This window comes from Roseobacter sp. OBYS 0001, from assembly GCF_019654895.1.
Classification (GTDB): domain Bacteria; phylum Pseudomonadota; class Alphaproteobacteria; order Rhodobacterales; family Rhodobacteraceae; genus Roseobacter; species Roseobacter litoralis.
In genome coordinates, this window is the sequence record NZ_BPES01000001.1 from 682,849 (window position 1) to 697,841 (window position 14,993).

The 14,993-nt window shown below is 59.2% G+C and carries 15 protein-coding genes; 3 read left to right on the top strand and 12 right to left on the bottom strand.

Translation table 11 applies throughout. From position 1 onward, the window contains the following. Nucleotides 1–110: 110 nt before the first annotated feature. From K5Q35_RS03305 to phnC, 5 genes are all read right to left on the bottom strand, one after another. On the bottom strand, nt 111–740 hold the full coding sequence (locus tag K5Q35_RS03305; protein WP_220798421.1) for a chloramphenicol acetyltransferase: 630 nt from the start codon (nt 738–740) through the stop codon (nt 111–113). 202 nt (nt 741–942) lie between these two features. Then, complete coding sequence (phnE, locus tag K5Q35_RS03310; protein ID WP_220798422.1) at nt 943–2,259, bottom strand: phosphonate ABC transporter, permease protein PhnE; 1,317 nt, start codon at nt 2,257–2,259, stop codon at nt 943–945. Then, the gene (phnE, locus tag K5Q35_RS03315; protein WP_220798423.1) at nt 2,256–3,131 is read right to left on the bottom strand and encodes a phosphonate ABC transporter, permease protein PhnE; all 876 of its coding nucleotides are present in this window, start codon (nt 3,129–3,131) and stop codon (nt 2,256–2,258) included. Before phnE (K5Q35_RS03315) ends, phnE (K5Q35_RS03310) begins: the two co-directional genes overlap by 4 nt. A gap of 64 nt (nt 3,132–3,195) precedes the next feature. Next, nucleotides 3,196–4,107 carry a phosphonate ABC transporter substrate-binding protein gene (gene phnD, locus K5Q35_RS03320; RefSeq protein ID WP_220798424.1) on the bottom strand — a complete coding sequence of 304 codons (912 nt, stop codon included), beginning with the start codon at nt 4,105–4,107 and terminating at the stop codon, nt 3,196–3,198. A gap of 95 nt (nt 4,108–4,202) precedes the next feature. Further along, nucleotides 4,203–5,018, bottom strand: a complete 816-nt coding sequence (gene phnC / locus K5Q35_RS03325) for a phosphonate ABC transporter ATP-binding protein (RefSeq protein ID WP_220798425.1) — start codon at nt 5,016–5,018, stop codon at nt 4,203–4,205. A gap of 221 nt (nt 5,019–5,239) precedes the next feature. On the opposite strand from phnC, the gene K5Q35_RS03330 reads away from it, so the two are divergent. Then, nucleotides 5,240–5,533: a hypothetical protein gene (locus K5Q35_RS03330; RefSeq protein ID WP_220798426.1), complete on the top strand. Its 294-nt coding sequence runs from the start codon at nt 5,240–5,242 to the stop codon at nt 5,531–5,533. A gap of 253 nt (nt 5,534–5,786) precedes the next feature. Here the strand turns inward: K5Q35_RS03330 and K5Q35_RS03335 are convergent, their stop codons facing one another. Beyond that, on the bottom strand, nt 5,787–6,116 hold the full coding sequence (locus tag K5Q35_RS03335; RefSeq protein WP_220798427.1) for a hypothetical protein: 330 nt from the start codon (nt 6,114–6,116) through the stop codon (nt 5,787–5,789). 607 nt (nt 6,117–6,723) lie between these two features. Here K5Q35_RS03335 and K5Q35_RS03340 point away from each other — a divergent pair. Further along, a complete protein-coding gene (locus K5Q35_RS03340) occupies nt 6,724–6,999 on the top strand; it encodes a hypothetical protein (protein ID WP_220798428.1) in 276 nt (91 codons plus the stop codon). A 64-nt stretch (nt 7,000–7,063) separates the two neighbouring features. After that, nucleotides 7,064–8,452 carry a PepSY domain-containing protein gene (locus K5Q35_RS03345; RefSeq protein ID WP_220798429.1) on the top strand — a complete coding sequence of 463 codons (1,389 nt, stop codon included), beginning with the start codon at nt 7,064–7,066 and terminating at the stop codon, nt 8,450–8,452. A gap of 233 nt (nt 8,453–8,685) precedes the next feature. Here the strand turns inward: K5Q35_RS03345 and hydA are convergent, their stop codons facing one another. The 6 genes from hydA to K5Q35_RS03375 form a co-directional block, all read right to left on the bottom strand. Continuing rightward, nucleotides 8,686–10,083 carry a dihydropyrimidinase gene (hydA, locus tag K5Q35_RS03350; protein WP_220798430.1) on the bottom strand — a complete coding sequence of 466 codons (1,398 nt, stop codon included), beginning with the start codon at nt 10,081–10,083 and terminating at the stop codon, nt 8,686–8,688. Continuing rightward, the gene (locus K5Q35_RS03355; RefSeq protein WP_220798431.1) at nt 10,080–10,823 is read right to left on the bottom strand and encodes an aspartate/glutamate racemase family protein; all 744 of its coding nucleotides are present in this window, start codon (nt 10,821–10,823) and stop codon (nt 10,080–10,082) included. The genes hydA and K5Q35_RS03355 overlap by 4 nt, the downstream gene beginning before the upstream one ends. A 1-nt stretch (nt 10,824) precedes the next feature. Further along, entirely contained in the window at nt 10,825–12,162 is a 1,338-nt protein-coding gene (locus K5Q35_RS03360; RefSeq protein WP_220798432.1) for an amidase, read from the bottom strand. A gap of 120 nt (nt 12,163–12,282) precedes the next feature. Then, complete coding sequence (locus tag K5Q35_RS03365; RefSeq protein WP_220798433.1) at nt 12,283–13,083, bottom strand: ABC transporter permease; 801 nt, start codon at nt 13,081–13,083, stop codon at nt 12,283–12,285. Continuing rightward, a complete protein-coding gene (locus K5Q35_RS03370; RefSeq protein ID WP_220798434.1) occupies nt 13,080–13,910 on the bottom strand; it encodes an ABC transporter permease in 831 nt (276 codons plus the stop codon). The genes K5Q35_RS03365 and K5Q35_RS03370 overlap by 4 nt, the downstream gene beginning before the upstream one ends. Continuing rightward, complete coding sequence (locus K5Q35_RS03375) at nt 13,907–14,962, bottom strand: ABC transporter ATP-binding protein (protein ID WP_259650440.1); 1,056 nt, start codon at nt 14,960–14,962, stop codon at nt 13,907–13,909. Before K5Q35_RS03375 ends, K5Q35_RS03370 begins: the two co-directional genes overlap by 4 nt. Nucleotides 14,963–14,993 lie beyond the last annotated feature (31 nt).

The window sequence follows — 14,993 nt, forward strand, 5'->3', positions numbered from 1 at the left end:
CACCGATGCCAAGACAGATTGGAAGCGGTTAGCCTAAAGATTTTCTGATACGCCTTTGATCTGGCTGCCTTTTCCTAACGACGCAAGGCTAAACCAAGTGACGTCTTGTGTCAGACCGTGCCCTCGTAGCGCTCCAGAAATTCCTCTGCACTAAGGGTGCGAAAATCATCAAGCGCGCCGCGCAGGCGGTCGTGCGGCCAATCCCACCATGCAAGCGCCATCAGCCTGTCAGCAACGCAGGGCGCAAAACGGGGGCGCAGTGGGACAGCTGGAATACCTGCAACGATCATGAACGGCGGCACATCCTTGGTTACAATGGCACCGCCTGCGACAACTGCCCCATGGCCGATGTTCACTTCGGGCCGGACCTGCGCGCCATGGCCAAGCCATGTGTCATGGCCGATCACAGTGCGGCGGCTCCGCCTGTGATCGAACCAGGCGTCATCGTGCGCCGCATCGTCGAAATAGTCGGCTGAGCGATAGTGAAAGTGATGCAGGCTTGCTTTTTCCATCGGGTGGTCCGTCGCGCCGATCCGCACGCAGGCTGCAATGTTGGAGAACTTTCCGATGGAGGCATTGGCGATGTCGGCAAATCGGTCGCAATATGAATAGTCATCCATGTCGCAATGAGCCAAGCGGCTGCCGCGTCCGATTTCGACATATTGTCCGAATGTTGCATCTGTGATCTCGCACTCGGGATGAATGAAGGGGACATCCGGTTTCAATCTGGTCTTATTCAAAACACTCGTTCCTCGCCATTTCACCAATTGGGATTATCGGTCTGCTCAATCATAAAAGCTGCCGCTCTCGCCGCGATCTTTGCTGCATCCGCGCATGGGTTAAGATCAACCTCTGCCTTACCCCGCTTCGGGATCGGCGCGCAGGAGGACAATGCCATCAGGGTGCAAATCCCCCGCTTGCTTGCGGTCATCAGGAAGCGTGTCATGCGTCCTTGCGCCCGATCAGCTTGCCGCGCAGCCAGCCCGAGAACCAGTCCATGAACATCACCATGGCGATGATCAGGACAATATAATAGGCGACTTCCTCCCAGTCTTTCTGGGTCTGGATCGCTTGGGTCAGCATCAGGCCGATGCCGCCGCCCGTGATTGCGCCGATGATGGTGGCCGAGCGGGTGTTGGATTCCAGAAAATACAGGATTTGCGCCAACAGCACCGGCACAATCTGCGGGATGACGCCAAAGCGGTAGCGTTGCAAGGGTTTGGCCCCGGTCGAGGCGACGCCCTCGATCTGTTTTTGATCCACGTTTTCCAAAGCCTCCGAAAAGATTTTGCCAAAGGTGCCGGTATCCGTGATCAGGATTGCCAATGCGCCCGTGAGCGGGCCGGGGCCAAAGGCGCGGGCCAAAACCACCGTCCAGATCAGCGCATCGACACCGCGCACAAAATCGAACAGGCGGCGGGTGGCGGCGCGCACCAACATGAAGGGCGAAAACCGTTTGGCCGCCAGAAACCCCAGTGGCAGGGCGATGATGGCCGCCCCCATCGTGCCAAGGAAAGCCATCAGGATCGTCTCGCCAATGGCCCAGGCCACATCCTTATGCCGCCACATGGCGTTGTTCCACCAGTCCGAAATCGCGCCCGAGATGTTTGATCTTGCGGGGTCCAGGCGATCTGCGAACAACAGCGTGCCAAGGCTGTGACCATGATAGGGGCTGTCGAGCGTGAACCAGAACAGCTCCCATCCGGGGAAATAATTGAACACTTCGGTGCGCGCGCCGGTCAGGGTGATGCGGCCTTCGGGTGTGGTGATGCCCACGCGGCGGTCGGAGGCGGAAATCCAATCGGGCAGATCATCGGGCAGGTTGGTCGTGACGGTGCGCCCCTCGGCCTGCGCCTTGATCAGTGGGAAGCCGGGAATTTCGATCTCGGTCCGGTTGTCTGACAGGTATCGCACAATATGCGCGCGCCCCAGTTCGATGATGATCGCATCATCGCCGCTCACCCAATCGGGTCTTTGACCTTCGGGGTAGCGGCCCTTGCGCTCTCCCTCGACGGCATAGGTGATCTCTCCCGATCTATTGTCCCGGGTGACATGCACCTTGTGAGACCAGCTGTCGGACGCCAGCGTCACGGCGTTTTCCATATTGGCGCGTCCGGCAAGACCCGGCAGGTCAAACGCAAAGAAGATATAGACGAAGTAGACGGCGATGATCGACGGGATGCCAAAACCAATCAAACGTTTGCGCTGAAAAAGCTTTTCGGCCTCAAACTTGGTCGCGTCCAGATCAATGGTCGTCATTGGCCTTGCCCCTCGGTCAAACGGTTGCGGTAGCGGCTGGAGAGTTGATCAAAGAACACGATCGTTCCGAACAGCAGGATGAAAATCGCGGCGGCTTCATCAAAACGGCCCGGTCCCCAAGCCATGGAATTGCGCAGCTCATATCCCAGCCCGCCCGCGCCAACGAAGCCCAGTATGGCAGAGGCACGGATGTTGATCTCGAAGCGGAGCAAAGCATAGCTCAGGTAGTTTGGCGCGACCTGTGGCAGCACGCCCAGAAGCATCCGTTGCGACCACGTGGCACCTGTGGAGGACAGCCCTTCGACAGCTTTCAGGTCGGTGTTTTCGGAGACTTCGGAAAACATCTTGGCCAGAGCGCCCGCCGTGTGGATGGCGATGGCGATCATGGCCGGCACCGGGCCGCCACCCAGTACAAAGATCAGAACCAGCGCGATGACGATTTCGGGCACGGCGCGCATGATGTCTGAAATGCGGCGGAACAAGGGGATCAGACGCGGCCATTTTGCCAAGCCGCGGGTGCCCAGCAGCGACAGGAACAAACCGCCCATTGCCCCGATCAGGGTCGAGACGGCCGCGATGTTGATGGTCTCCGCCAAGGCCGGAAAATACTTGGCGATCAGCGCAGGCAGATCGGCGCGTTTCTCCCACGCTTCGGACAGAACATCGGCAGGGTAGTCGCCGATCTGGTGCAGACCTTCCCAGAAACCACCGGCATTGCGATCATCGGCGACATTAAAGCCCGACACCATCAGAACGACGAAAATCAGGAGGGTGAGACCGCCATAGAGCCTGCGGCGTTGTACCTGCGCCATATAGGCAGACTGTATGTTGCCTATTGTATGCGCCGAACCGCTAAGTGATATGTCTGACATCCCGGCCCCCAAACAGAAGAATACCGGCAGCCCATGGAGGCTGCCGGATACGTTGCGAAGTGACTTAGTTGCCGATCACGGACTGGCGTGCCGCCACGATGCTCTCGTACATCGCGTGGGTGACGGGCTGGAAGCCCAGCGTATCGCCCGCAGCGACACCATACGCACATTCCGGGTCTGCTTCGTAAAGACCATCAACCAGCGCAACCATTGTGGCTTTGACCCCATCGGGCAGGGCTTGACGCAGAACAACGGGGCCTTCGGGGATCACGTTGGATTTCCAGATCTGCACCATGTCATTCATGTCGACGAGACCTGCGTCAACCGCTTTGCGCAGCGCGCCGGAATTGTAGCCGTCTTCCCAGTTGCCCTGTCCATCGGCCCATGTGACGCCGCCATCGATATCGCCGTTGTTCACGGCGACGATGGTTTGCTCATGACCGCCCGTGAATTTGACTTCACCGAAGTATTCGCCGGTTTCCATAGTGATGCCGTCCTTGTACTGCGGGATCTCGATGGACGGGATAAGGTAGCCAGATGTGGAGTTTGGATCACCGAAACCGAACACTTTGCCCTCCATGTCATCCAGCGATGTGACGCCGCTGTCGACACGGGCAAAGCCGATGGAATGATAGCCGACGGAGCCATCAAGATTGACCTTGATCAAAACAGGCTCAACCGCGTCCGGGTCCTGCAGGAAAGTTGCAGCATAGGAGGATGCGCCCAACCATGCCATGTCGATCGTGCCCCCCAGAAGGCCTTGAATGACGCCATTATAGTCGGCAGGTGCGAAAAGCTTGGTTTCGACGCCGAGCGCTTCGCTCGTGTAATCCGCCAGACACTGATAGCTGTTCATCCGGTCCTGCGCGTTTTCACCGCCGAGGATCCCGATGCGGAATTCGGTGATGTCTTGAGCAAAAGCGCCTGTGCTGAGTGCTGTGGAGGCGGCAAGCGCCAGTGCGAGGGTCTTTTTCATCGGTATCTCCGTGGTTTGTTGCCCGACCGCAGAGCGGCTGTTTCAGGGCGGGTTGATTTACGTGGCCTGCAGCAGATGCGCAGGCTGAAACCGGCTCAGGCGTAGGCTTTCGCTTTGGGGATGTCTGGCCTGTCCAGTGTCTCGATTTCGGTGGAAGTGGCGGCTTCGGAAAAATCTGCACCAGCCCCGTAGATGTCACGCGCGACATCGGTGGTCAGCTGCTCTGGCGTGCCGTCAAAAACGATCCGCCCGTCGCGCATCCCGATCACCCGGTCGCAATAGCGCCGCGCCGTATCAAGCGTATGGAGGTTCGCGATGACCATGCGCCCATCTTCCTCATGGATGCGGCGCAGGGCTTGCATGACCACTTGCGCATTCATCGGGTCAAGGCTGGCGATAGGTTCATCGGCGAGGATGATTTTCGGATCCTGCATCAAAGCGCGCGCAATCGCCACGCGTTGCTGTTGCCCACCCGATAGGGCCTCGGCCCGTTTCGCCGCCTGTTCGGCGATGCCAAGCCGGTCAAGGATATCAATGGCGCGGTGGATGTCCGATTGCGGGTAAAGGTTGAACATTGTCGCAAAGGTCGACCGCTTATTCAGGGTGCCATGCAGCACGTTTGACACGACATCCATGCGGGGGACGAGGTTGAATTGCTGGAAAATCATGGCGCAACGCGATTGCCAATTGCGCCGCGCAGCCCCCCGCAGCCCGGTAATCTCTTCACCTTCAAAGGTGATTGTGCCCTCAGAGGCGTTGCTGAGACAATTGACCATCCGCAAGAGCGTGGATTTGCCAGCACCGGAGCGGCCAATGATGCCGATCATGGTGGGCTTTTCGACCCGGATACTCGCGGCATCCACTGCCGTTTTATCCCCAAACCGCTTGGTCAGCTTATCAATCTTCAGCATATCGCCCCCATGTTTGATGAGGGCGTAACTGTCGGAAGCTACGGTTTGATGACGGTTTTGAGTCAGTTTCTTTACACAAAAGTAAAAGAACAATGACACTCCCGGAACGCTGTAGGCGCAGGATATTGCAATGATTGATGCATATTGCCTTGTGGCCACAGTTACACACAACGCTTCATAAAACTGTTACATTTTGGAAATCAGGCGATTAGAGTTCTCATATGGTTCTCCACTACGCACTGGCCTTGTCTATCTGCTTCTCCGTTCCCGCACTTGCGCATGCGCAGATGAGCGACGTGACTTGTGATGACCGCACGCGCATGGCGCATATGCTGACGCATGATCTGGGTGCAGAGCGTCAGGGGAGGGGCCTGCGTGACCCTGAAACGCTGCTTGAAATCTGGGTCACCCAACGAAACGGTGACTGGATCATTGTACAGAACTACACAAACGGAACATCGTGCATTGTTGCCATGGGCGAACATTGGGAAGGCGAAATTCCCGAACCTGTCTAACTGCTGGCTTTCCTAAAGCGTCATGCGAAAAACCTGAATCACGTAACGCTGCCTGAAATCAAAGATTTCAACGCGTTACGTGATACTTGATGTTTCAGGTATTTCGTCAGACGCACTAAGCCACTCTTTGGTGACAGGCTTTCCATCCGCACAAAGGCAGGGGTGTTCAGTGCGATGTTACGCGCCTCACCAGTGGACACGAACTGCTGAACGTTGCCGGTTCCGTGTTCATCTCATTAACGAACTGCGCAAACTATGCTGCAACACCATGCATCCAGCCCTGCCCATACCTTGCGGCATATCGCGTATCAGCGGTCAGCCATCCCGCGCCACCATTCATGTATTTGCCAGTCGAAAGTCCGCAACCGCGCAGCCAGAAGGGCGCGGCCGTGATATCTTGGGCGGTCGCCATGGGAAACAGCGCCACTTTGGCCGATCGCTTTACCAGTGAACATCTCAGCCGAAGGATGTTGATCGTCGTGCCAGAATAACGGGCGATCTCTTGCGCTTTCATCACCTGCCGCGCGGCAACGTCGGACACGACAGTATAACGAATGGCACCGCACCTGTTCCAGTGTAACAAAAGTGCTCTCCGGCTGCCTGTCCGGAGTTGAGCGACGCAATAGAGGGTGCCACTCACATCCATTTATATCCGGGGAGCGCTTTTCGTCGAATTGCGGCGGGGCGTCTTGTGCATTGCATGTGCAACATGAAATCGCTTTCTGTCGTGCGTTCGGCGGTTATGTGGATTTGGTTGGGCCGAAGCGCGTTGGATATGGACCGTCCCAAGGATATCACCAACTCTGGCACAGTAATGCGTCCCGTGCCGCGCCCATCAAAAGGTCAGTGATTTGAATGTCGGCTTGGGGCAGGGGCGGTCGCACGCCTTTCTCACCGCTCCCCGATCGCATCATGTTGGGCGCAGGGTCCGGTAAACAGTGAAGAGCGGGCCCAGTGTGGGCTGAACCCGAGTGTCGCACAGGAGGGACTGAGCGCCATTCCGCTGCTGCTTTTCCAATGACCGCTTTAGGTCTCCATTGCGAGGTGTCTTTGCATTGAGCCCTCTCGTATACCGTCTCAGAATCGACTATCCTCGGAGCATGCCAGCAGTGCTTTCAACCTTTTGTAAGCTTCTCACACCCCTCGCATTGGTTTTCGCGATGGCAGTATCAGGTTTTGCGCATAAGACGATGCAACCTTCCTTATCGCCGGGTTTTGCAGCCTACGTTGCAGCGGGTGGCTCGCTGGCAGACATCTGTGGCGGCTCAGGCGAGCAGGATGGAGCACAGGGCCAGAAGTGTGAAGCCTGCCGGTTGATCGGGGCAGCACTGGTGCCGCGAAACTGCCATGGCACCGCTCTCAAACTATCGGATCAAACGCGCAGATTCACATTTATCGCCAAGCGGTTGCATCACACCCGTCCGCTTGATCCTGCACGCCTGACGCGCGCCCCACCCCAAGCCTGACCTCATCCATCAGAGTTCAATTTTTGCCCGACTTCATGCGGGCACAGAGGCTTGGAGCCAACTTATGACATCGACTGACATCAATGCGCAGCCCGAGGGCAGCGCGAACAAACTCTATTTTGCAGCGTGGCGCTGGCATTTCTATGCGGGGCTTTTCGTTATCCCGTTTCTTGCCACACTTGCGATTACCGGCATGGCGATGCTGTGGATCGCCTGGATCGACGGGCGTGACGGGGAACGCACTGCGGTCGTTCCTCAAGAAATCCTGCAGCCTGTCTCGGTGCAGGCAGAGGCGGCTGTTGCCGCCATCCCCGACGGCACGTTAAAGCAATACGTCGCCCCGCGCACAGAAGATGTAGCAGCCCTGTTTCGCGTAGACGCAGGTGACGACGCCATAATGGTCGCAGTCGATCCCTACACCGCGCAGGTCATTGAAACATTCCCACGCCGCAGTGGGTGGTATGACTTTGCCGACAACATCCACAGTGAATTGATGCTGGGCGTCACGGGCGACCGGATTCTGGAAACGGCAGCATCGCTGACCTTGGTCTTGATCGCCACAGGGCTTTATATGTGGTGGCCAAGAGACGCTGGTTGGCGTCGTGCATTGATCCCAAGCTTTGGCCCCGGTCGGACCTTGTGGAAATCACTGCATGGCGTTGTCGGTATCTGGCTGTCGTTGTTCCTGGTTTTCTTCCTTATTTCGGGACTGGCCTGGGCCGGTATCTGGGGTGGTAAGATGGTGCAGGCCTGGAGCCAGTTCCCGGCTGAAAAGTGGGACAACGTGCCATTGTCGGATGAGACCCACGCAAGCATGAACCACGACCGCCGCGAGGTGCCTTGGGTGCTTGAGCAGACACCAATGCCCGCATCGGGCAGTGATGTCGGGAGTGCGGGTGTGGAAAACGGCGTCGTGACGCTTGATGCGGTGGATGCGCTTGCGCGCCAGATCGGGTTTGACGCCCGCTATCAACTCAACCTGCCGCAATCGCAAGACGGCGTTTGGACGCTCAGCCGGGATTCGATGAATACCGACAGCACCGATCCGATGTCAGACCGAACGGTTCATGTCGATCAGTACACCGGCAAAATACTGGCAGATGTTCGCTTCGAGGACTACTCGCTGGCAGGTAAGGCGATGGCAGTCGGTATCGCGTTGCACATGGGCACCTTGGGATTGTGGAGCGTTCTTGCCAATTCGCTTGTCTGCCTGTCAGTCTTGTTTTTGTGCATCAGCTCCATCGTCCTTTGGTGGAAACGTCGCCCCGTCAAAGCTGGCCGTCTCGCAGCACCGCCGATGCCAAAGGAACTGCCGCTCTGGCAAGGCGCTGTCCTGGTTGGCTTGGCGGTTTCAATGGCCTTTCCTATGGCCGGTCTCGCGTTGCTGACCGTGCTCGCGATAGATGCTCTGATCTTGTCACGATTGCCCAAGCTGCGACATAGGTTGACCTGAGCCCAAAGCCGGGCACCGCTCCGTCTTGAGGGGTGCCCGGCCATTCTCGTCGAAGCTGCCGTTCGAAAGATTTCGGAAATTCTGCTGTGCGGCCCGTCGAACCTGACCTTTGCCGCGTCCGCGACATTATTCGACCGTCTCTGAAAACCGACAAGAGCGTTTTCGTAAAATCAAACTGTTGTGCCACCTGATTGCAAAGGCGGGTGCACCGGTCGCGGACTTTCCTCATGAGCCTACACCTGCATGTCGGGTGCGGTGCGTTCCAGATAAGTGCCCATTGGCGCGCCCAAAGGGTTGCCGTTCTGCATGACCGTTCTTCCGCGCAGGATGGTACGCACGGGCCAGCCTGTCACCTCGAACCCCTCCCATGGTGTGTAATCAGAGCCGTGATGAAGATCCTCCTGGCGAATGGGTTTGGTTATCGTCGGATCCCAGAGCGTTATGTCGGCATCCGCACCGACCATGATCGCCCCCTTGCGCGGATAAAGCCCGTAGAGACGGGCGTGATTGGTGGCGGTGATCGCAGCAAAGCGTTCAAGCGACAGACGCCCTGCCACCACGCCTTCGGAAAAGAGGATCGGCAGGCGTGTCTCGACCCCCGGAATGCCGTTTGGGATATTGCGAAAACTCTTGCGGGCGCCGGGGGCATCCTTGCCCGCCGTATCGTTGAAGCGAAAAGGACAGTGGTCTGACGAAAACAGATCAAATGTACCTTGTTCGATGCCGGCCCATATCTTCGGCCATTCATCCGCAGTGCGCGGCGGGGGAGAGCAGACGTATTTCGCCCCGTCAAACCCGTCGCGATCCAGATCAGACGCAGTCAGCGTGATATACTGCGGACAGGTTTCGGCAAAAACCGTCAGTCCCCGCGCGCGGGCACGCACGATCTCCTCGGTCGCCTCGCCGTTGGAGACGTGTACGATGGTCAGCGGCACGCCCGCGATTTCGGCCAGTGATATGGCGCGATGGGTCGCTTCACGCTCTACCGGGACGGGCCGCGTCGTTGCATGATGGTAGGGACCGGTTTCGCCCTCACGCTCGGCCCGGTCGCGCAGGAATTCGATGGCATCTTCGTTTTCGGCGTGGACCATCACCATGGCGTTTTGCTCCTTTGCCACCGCCATGACTTCGAGGATCTGGCGATCTGACAGGGCGAGGCCCGCATAGGTCATGAAAACCTTGAAACTGGTATAGCCGGCCTGAATCAGCGCGGGCAGGTCCTGACCTAGCGTGACGGGGTCGGTTTGCTTGACGATCAGGTGAAAGGACACGTCGGTCATGCAGTTGCCTTCTGCCTTCTTGCGGTAGGCCGCCACCGCCTCGCGCAGGGTTTGGCCATCCTCCGGCAGGCAAAACGGCAGGACGGTCGTGTTGCCGCCGCAAGCTGCCGCGCGGGTGCCCGAGATAAAGTCATCGGCCATCTCAATCCCCGGGCCTGAAGGCTGCGAGATATGCACATGGCTGTCGATCCCGCCGGGCAGGGCGATCAGGCCTGTGGCGTCGATCACCTCTGTGCCCGTCAACCCGCTGCCAAGGGTTGCGATCTGCCCTTGCGTGATGCCGATGTCGCATATTGTGGTCCCGCTCGCAGTGACGACGCGGGCCCCGGCGATGACGGTGTCATGGGTCATGTTTTTTCTCCGGCGATCACGGCAGTCAGCTCTGTGCCCAACCCGGTTGAGGTCTTGTGCAAGGGGCGGTTTGTGCGATTGTCGTAGCTGGGCGCAAGGCGCAGCAGCGCCAAAGCCTGCAAGGTCGCCGCCGCAATGGGGTCGACCAAAATACCCGGCGCATCCCGCGCGATCACAGGAGCCAGTCCGGCCAGGGGCGCGCCGCCCATGATCACCACGTCCGCACCATCAAGCGCTACGGCGTCACGCGCCAGAGCAATCAGGTCCTGCCTGAGTGCCGTTGCAACATTCTCGAGCGTATCCGGCGCTGTTACGGGGCACCGTACCCCTGTAAAACGGGCGCCCAACCCGGTCTGGTGCACACAATCGGAGTACCAGCGCGACATGTGAGGCGAGAACGTCACGACCGAAAAACGCTCTCCGAGCATCGCGGCAGACATGACTGCGGCCTCGGCCATACCGACGATGGGCAGATCAAACAGTTCGCGTGCCGCTGTCAGACCGGGATCACCGAAGGCTGCGATTATGACCGCGTCCACATCGCTTTGGTGACTGGCAATGGTATCAAGTACCGCCGCGCCCGCAATCTGAGCCTCTGCGCGCGAGGAGATATAGGGAAAGCCTGTGCAAGCCGTGACGGGGACGATCTCGGCCTGCTGGCTGGCGATCTGCCGTGCGACCGTGGTCATCGCCTCTGTCATGCTTTGCGTTGTATTCGGATTGATCAGCAATAGGCGCATGTCAGGCGATCTCCTTCAGAACCGGTTCCAGCCGCCCTGCGAGGGCAATCAGTTCTGCGTCATGGCCCGCGCGTGCGATCAGTTGCAGGCCAAGCGGTCGCCCTTCGCCATCCGTGCCACAGGGGAGGGATAGGGCCGGAACACCAGCATGGTTGATCTGCGGCGTGAAGGCGGCATGGTCCCGGGGTCCTGCAGGTTTGCCACCGATCCGGGTCGGGGCGTCTTGCGTGGCGGGCCATGCCGCACAGGGTGTCGTCGGGGTGGCAATCACGCCGTAGCGATCCAGTGCAGCCCGCAGGGTTTCGCGCATTTGGTGCGAAATCTGGTGCGCCCCGGCCACGTCAACCCCGGTGAATGACAGGCCTGTTTCGATTTGCCCGGCAATCGCGGGGTCGAACAGTTCTGGTGTTTCCCGCCAGATATCGCCGTATAAATCCGCAAGACCTGCGCACTGAAGCGGCAGGATGCTATGTCCCTTGATGGTCCCGGGCCAGTCAATCTGCGCTTGCGTAACCGAGACGCCCGCGCTCTCAAGCACCCCAAGCACTTTGTCAAAATTTGCCGCCACATCTCGATCAAGTGCTTGGCCCGTGCCGAAATCCGATGAGGCGGCGATCTCCAGCATCGGGGCCGGCACAGGTTCCAGCCCGGCGAGGCTCTGCATGGCGAGGCTGATGTCCTCCATCCGGCGCGCGATGGGGCAAATGACTGAGATGCCCCAGACCGGCTCATCATGGCATGGTCCGTAGGGGATCAGATCCTGCGTCGGTTTGAAACCGCACAGACCCGTATGGGCAGGCGGGCGGCGCGACGAGCCACCCGCATCCGTGCCAAGCGCGAGCGGGACAATCCCTGCTGCGACCGCGGCGACGGACCCGCCCGAAGACCCGCCGGGCGTCAGGTCCGGGTTGACCGGGTTGCGCGTGATCCCCTGCAGCGGGGAGTTGGTCGCCCCTTTGCAGGCGAATTCGGAACAGGTGCTGATCCCGATGATGACGGCACCTGCCACGCGCAGGCGTCTCACCGCTTCGGCATCCTTCGGTGCGATGAAATCGGCAAACAGCCTTGAGCCTTGCGCGCAGCGCAGCCCTGCGACCCAGATATTGTCTTTTATCAGCACAGGCACGCCGGCTAGCGGCAGTGTCTCTCCGGTTTGCAGCCTTTTGGATACATGCTCTGCCTCAGTAAGGGCGTGGGGATTGATCTGGCAGATTGCATTGATTGCCCGGTTGCGGTTTTCGGCCCGCGCGAGCGCTTCGCTCACAAGTGTCTTTGGCGTGACTGCGCCGGTTTGAACTGCCGCAACAAGCTGCGAGATGGGACCGTCGAGAGGGCTCATGACCGCATGCCTTCGTACTGCGCCCCACCGGTGGCGGAAGCGATCCAAGTATTTTCATGACGGCAGCAGGCGGGCATGTTCATAAAAGTGTCTGTACCATTTCATCAGTATCCATTGTCTTCATCCCTGGATCATCCTGTTCAGGCCAACGGTCCGGGAGCCGATGATGAGCACGATACAGGCCAACAGGATCAGCCCTGAAGAGATCGCCGCAAGGGACGGGTCCGGTTGTTCTTCGAGGTATTGCAGCATCTTGATCGGCAGTGTCTTGTTGCGCGCATCCGTGAGGAAGATGGATATCGGGTAGTTGTCCATCGACGCGAGGAAGGAAAACAATCCACCGGTCAGGTAGGCGGGCGCCAGATTGGGCACCAGCACTTGCAGGATTGCGCGCGGATAGCTCAGGCCAAGGGTTCGTGCGGCATCGACAAGGCTGAAATCGAAGGCCGCCATGGAGGCCAGAAGCGTGCGCATCACGAAGGGCAGGGTGATGACGATATGACCCAGTAGCAGCGACCAATAGGCGTCCCGCAGGCCGATCTCTCGAAAAAACTGCAGCAAGGCAACACCGACCACAAGCCCCGGCATCATCAGGGGCGAAACCGTAAAGGTGGCAATCGCCTCGCGTCCCTGAAACCGCCCGCGCGCAACAGCGATGGCGGCCAGCGTCCCAAGCACGAGCGAGATCATGGTCGAGACGACCGCAAGGTTGAGCGACAGCGCCACGGCGTCCCACAGCCCGAGGCGACGCTCCAGCGACTGATACCAACGCAGCGACCATTCAGGTGGCGGCAGCGTGTAGACGGCGGAGGAGGTAAAAGACGCCGCAAGGGTAATGACAATCGGCAACATCAGGAAAAAGACACAGCCCAGGGCGATAATCCAGCTCAGGCTGAGGGCAAGGCGGTCCGTTCCAGTCATTGCCGTGCCCCCAGACGGTTCGCAAGCCAGCTTGACCCCAGAACCACCGAGATCGCGATAACCAGCAGGATTGAAGATATCGTGGCCCCAAGTGCTTCATTGCGCAGGTAGAGAAACGAGCGCGCGGTGAGCATGGACAGGGTTTGCTGCCTTTCCCCCACGATGAGCGACGGGATCACATACATCGAAACGGCAAGGCTGAAGGTGAAGGCGGATCCCGCGACCACGCCGGGCAGGCTGAGCGGCAGGGTGACGTTCATGAAGCGAAAGACCGGCGTTGCCCCCAACGAGGCGGCAGCCTCCGGCAGGCGGCTGTCCATCTGACGCAGCACCGCGTAGATCGGCAACACCATGAAAGGCAGGAATACGTTCGCGGCACCAATTACGAGGGCCGTTTCGGTGAAAAGCATACGGATCGGTGCATCGGTGATGCCCAGTGACATCAACGTGTCGTTCAGTATGCCGCGCGTGCGAAAAAGGATCGTCCATGCAAAGGCTTTGACGACAACGCCGACAGACATCGGCAGCACCATCGCCACCAGAAACACGGACAGCCAGAACCCCTTTACCCGCGCCATGATGATCGCGGTGGGATAGGCGATGATCAGCGCCAGACCCGTGGTCAGCAGGGCCACGCGCAGGGTGCGCCACAGCACGTTCAGATTATAATCATCGCTGAAAAAGGTGACGTATTCCGCCACGGAAAACTGACCGTCAATCTGGAATGATTTGAGCAGCAACATGAAAAGCGGCAGCGCATAGATGATTGCCAGAAAACTCAGGCCGGGCAGCGCGAGAAGCCCGATACGCTCGGCCCGGCCCGTCATGGTGCCGCTTCGTAGACAAGGGTGTCTGCGGCGGCCCAGCCAAACGTCACGCTGTCCCCGGCAGACAGGCCGCAGCCCATGCCCGGCAGTTCGCACAGCAGGCGATCCCCGTCCTCGGCGCGCCCATGCAACTGGGTTTTCGCCCCGAGGATCATTGCATCTGCGAGCGTGACGGATACGCTGTTTTCCCCCGGCTCAGTTTTGATGAGTTCCGGGCGGACACCGACAGTTACCCGTTCTCCCGGGAGGCGTTTGCCGGGTGTCTTGATGGTGCCATAGGCGGTCCGGACGATGGATTGATCCGCGTCTGTGTCGATGACCTCCCCGGTCAGCCGCGTGGAAAGCCCGACAAAGTCCATTACGAATGCGCTTGCGGGCCGGGCATATAGATCGGCTGGTGAGGCGAACTGTTCGATCCGGCCTGCGTTCATAACGGCGATGCTATCGGACACGCCCATCGCCTCGTCCTGATCGTGCGTTACGAAAATCGCGGTCATGTCGCGCTCCCGCAAAAGCGTTTTCAACTCGACCTGCATGGTTTCGCGCAACTTGCGGTCAAGTGCGGAAAACGGCTCGTCCAAAAGCAACAGCACCGGATCGACAATCAGCGCACGCGCAACGGCGACGCGTTGCTGCTGCCCTCCCGAGAGGGCGGCAACAGGGCGGTCGGCAAATTCGCTCATCCGCACGAGGGCGAGCGCCTCGGTGACTTTCGGACCGCAATCGACTTTTGCCGTTCCCCGTGCGCGCAGTCCAAATGCCACGTTCTCCGCAACCGTCAGATGCGGAAACAGCGCATAGCTTTGGAAGACGACGGAGATATTGCGCCGATGCGCAGGCACTGTGGTGATCGCGCGCCCGTCCAGCAGGACATCGCCCGTATCCGCAGGGGTCAACCCTGCGATGATGCGCAACAGCGTGGTCTTGCCACACCCCGAAGGTCCAAGCAGAGAAACCAGTTCCCCCCGTGCTACGGAAAAATGCATGTCCGACATGACCGTGGTGCCTTTGAACGCCTTGCCGACAGCGGTGACGTCCAGATATTTGCCCATTCGCAGGCTCCGCGGCACTTGGGGTGGCATG

What these genes read in the sequence shown, in the direction of transcription:
- K5Q35_RS03355 (WP_220798431.1), bottom strand. Translation starts at nt 10,823, where the DNA reads ATGCGCCTATTGCTGATCAATCCGAATACAACGCAAAGCATGACAGAG.
- hydA (WP_220798430.1), bottom strand. Translation starts at nt 10,083, where the DNA reads ATGACCCATGACACCGTCATCGCCGGGGCCCGCGTCGTCACTGCGAGC.
- K5Q35_RS03330 (WP_220798426.1), top strand. Translation starts at nt 5,240, where the DNA reads ATGGTTCTCCACTACGCACTGGCCTTGTCTATCTGCTTCTCCGTTCCC.
- phnE (WP_220798422.1), bottom strand. Translation starts at nt 2,259, where the DNA reads ATGACGACCATTGATCTGGACGCGACCAAGTTTGAGGCCGAAAAGCTT.
- K5Q35_RS03340 (WP_220798428.1), top strand. Translation starts at nt 6,724, where the DNA reads ATGCAACCTTCCTTATCGCCGGGTTTTGCAGCCTACGTTGCAGCGGGT.
- K5Q35_RS03370 (WP_220798434.1), bottom strand. Translation starts at nt 13,910, where the DNA reads ATGACGGGCCGGGCCGAGCGTATCGGGCTTCTCGCGCTGCCCGGCCTG.
- K5Q35_RS03365 (WP_220798433.1), bottom strand. Translation starts at nt 13,083, where the DNA reads ATGACTGGAACGGACCGCCTTGCCCTCAGCCTGAGCTGGATTATCGCC.
- K5Q35_RS03345 (WP_220798429.1), top strand. Translation starts at nt 7,064, where the DNA reads ATGACATCGACTGACATCAATGCGCAGCCCGAGGGCAGCGCGAACAAA.
- K5Q35_RS03360 (WP_220798432.1), bottom strand. Translation starts at nt 12,162, where the DNA reads ATGAGCCCTCTCGACGGTCCCATCTCGCAGCTTGTTGCGGCAGTTCAA.
- K5Q35_RS03375 (WP_259650440.1), bottom strand. Translation starts at nt 14,962, where the DNA reads ATGGGCAAATATCTGGACGTCACCGCTGTCGGCAAGGCGTTCAAAGGC.
- phnD (WP_220798424.1), bottom strand. Translation starts at nt 4,107, where the DNA reads ATGAAAAAGACCCTCGCACTGGCGCTTGCCGCCTCCACAGCACTCAGC.
- phnC (WP_220798425.1), bottom strand. Translation starts at nt 5,018, where the DNA reads ATGCTGAAGATTGATAAGCTGACCAAGCGGTTTGGGGATAAAACGGCA.
- phnE (WP_220798423.1), bottom strand. Translation starts at nt 3,131, where the DNA reads ATGTCAGACATATCACTTAGCGGTTCGGCGCATACAATAGGCAACATA.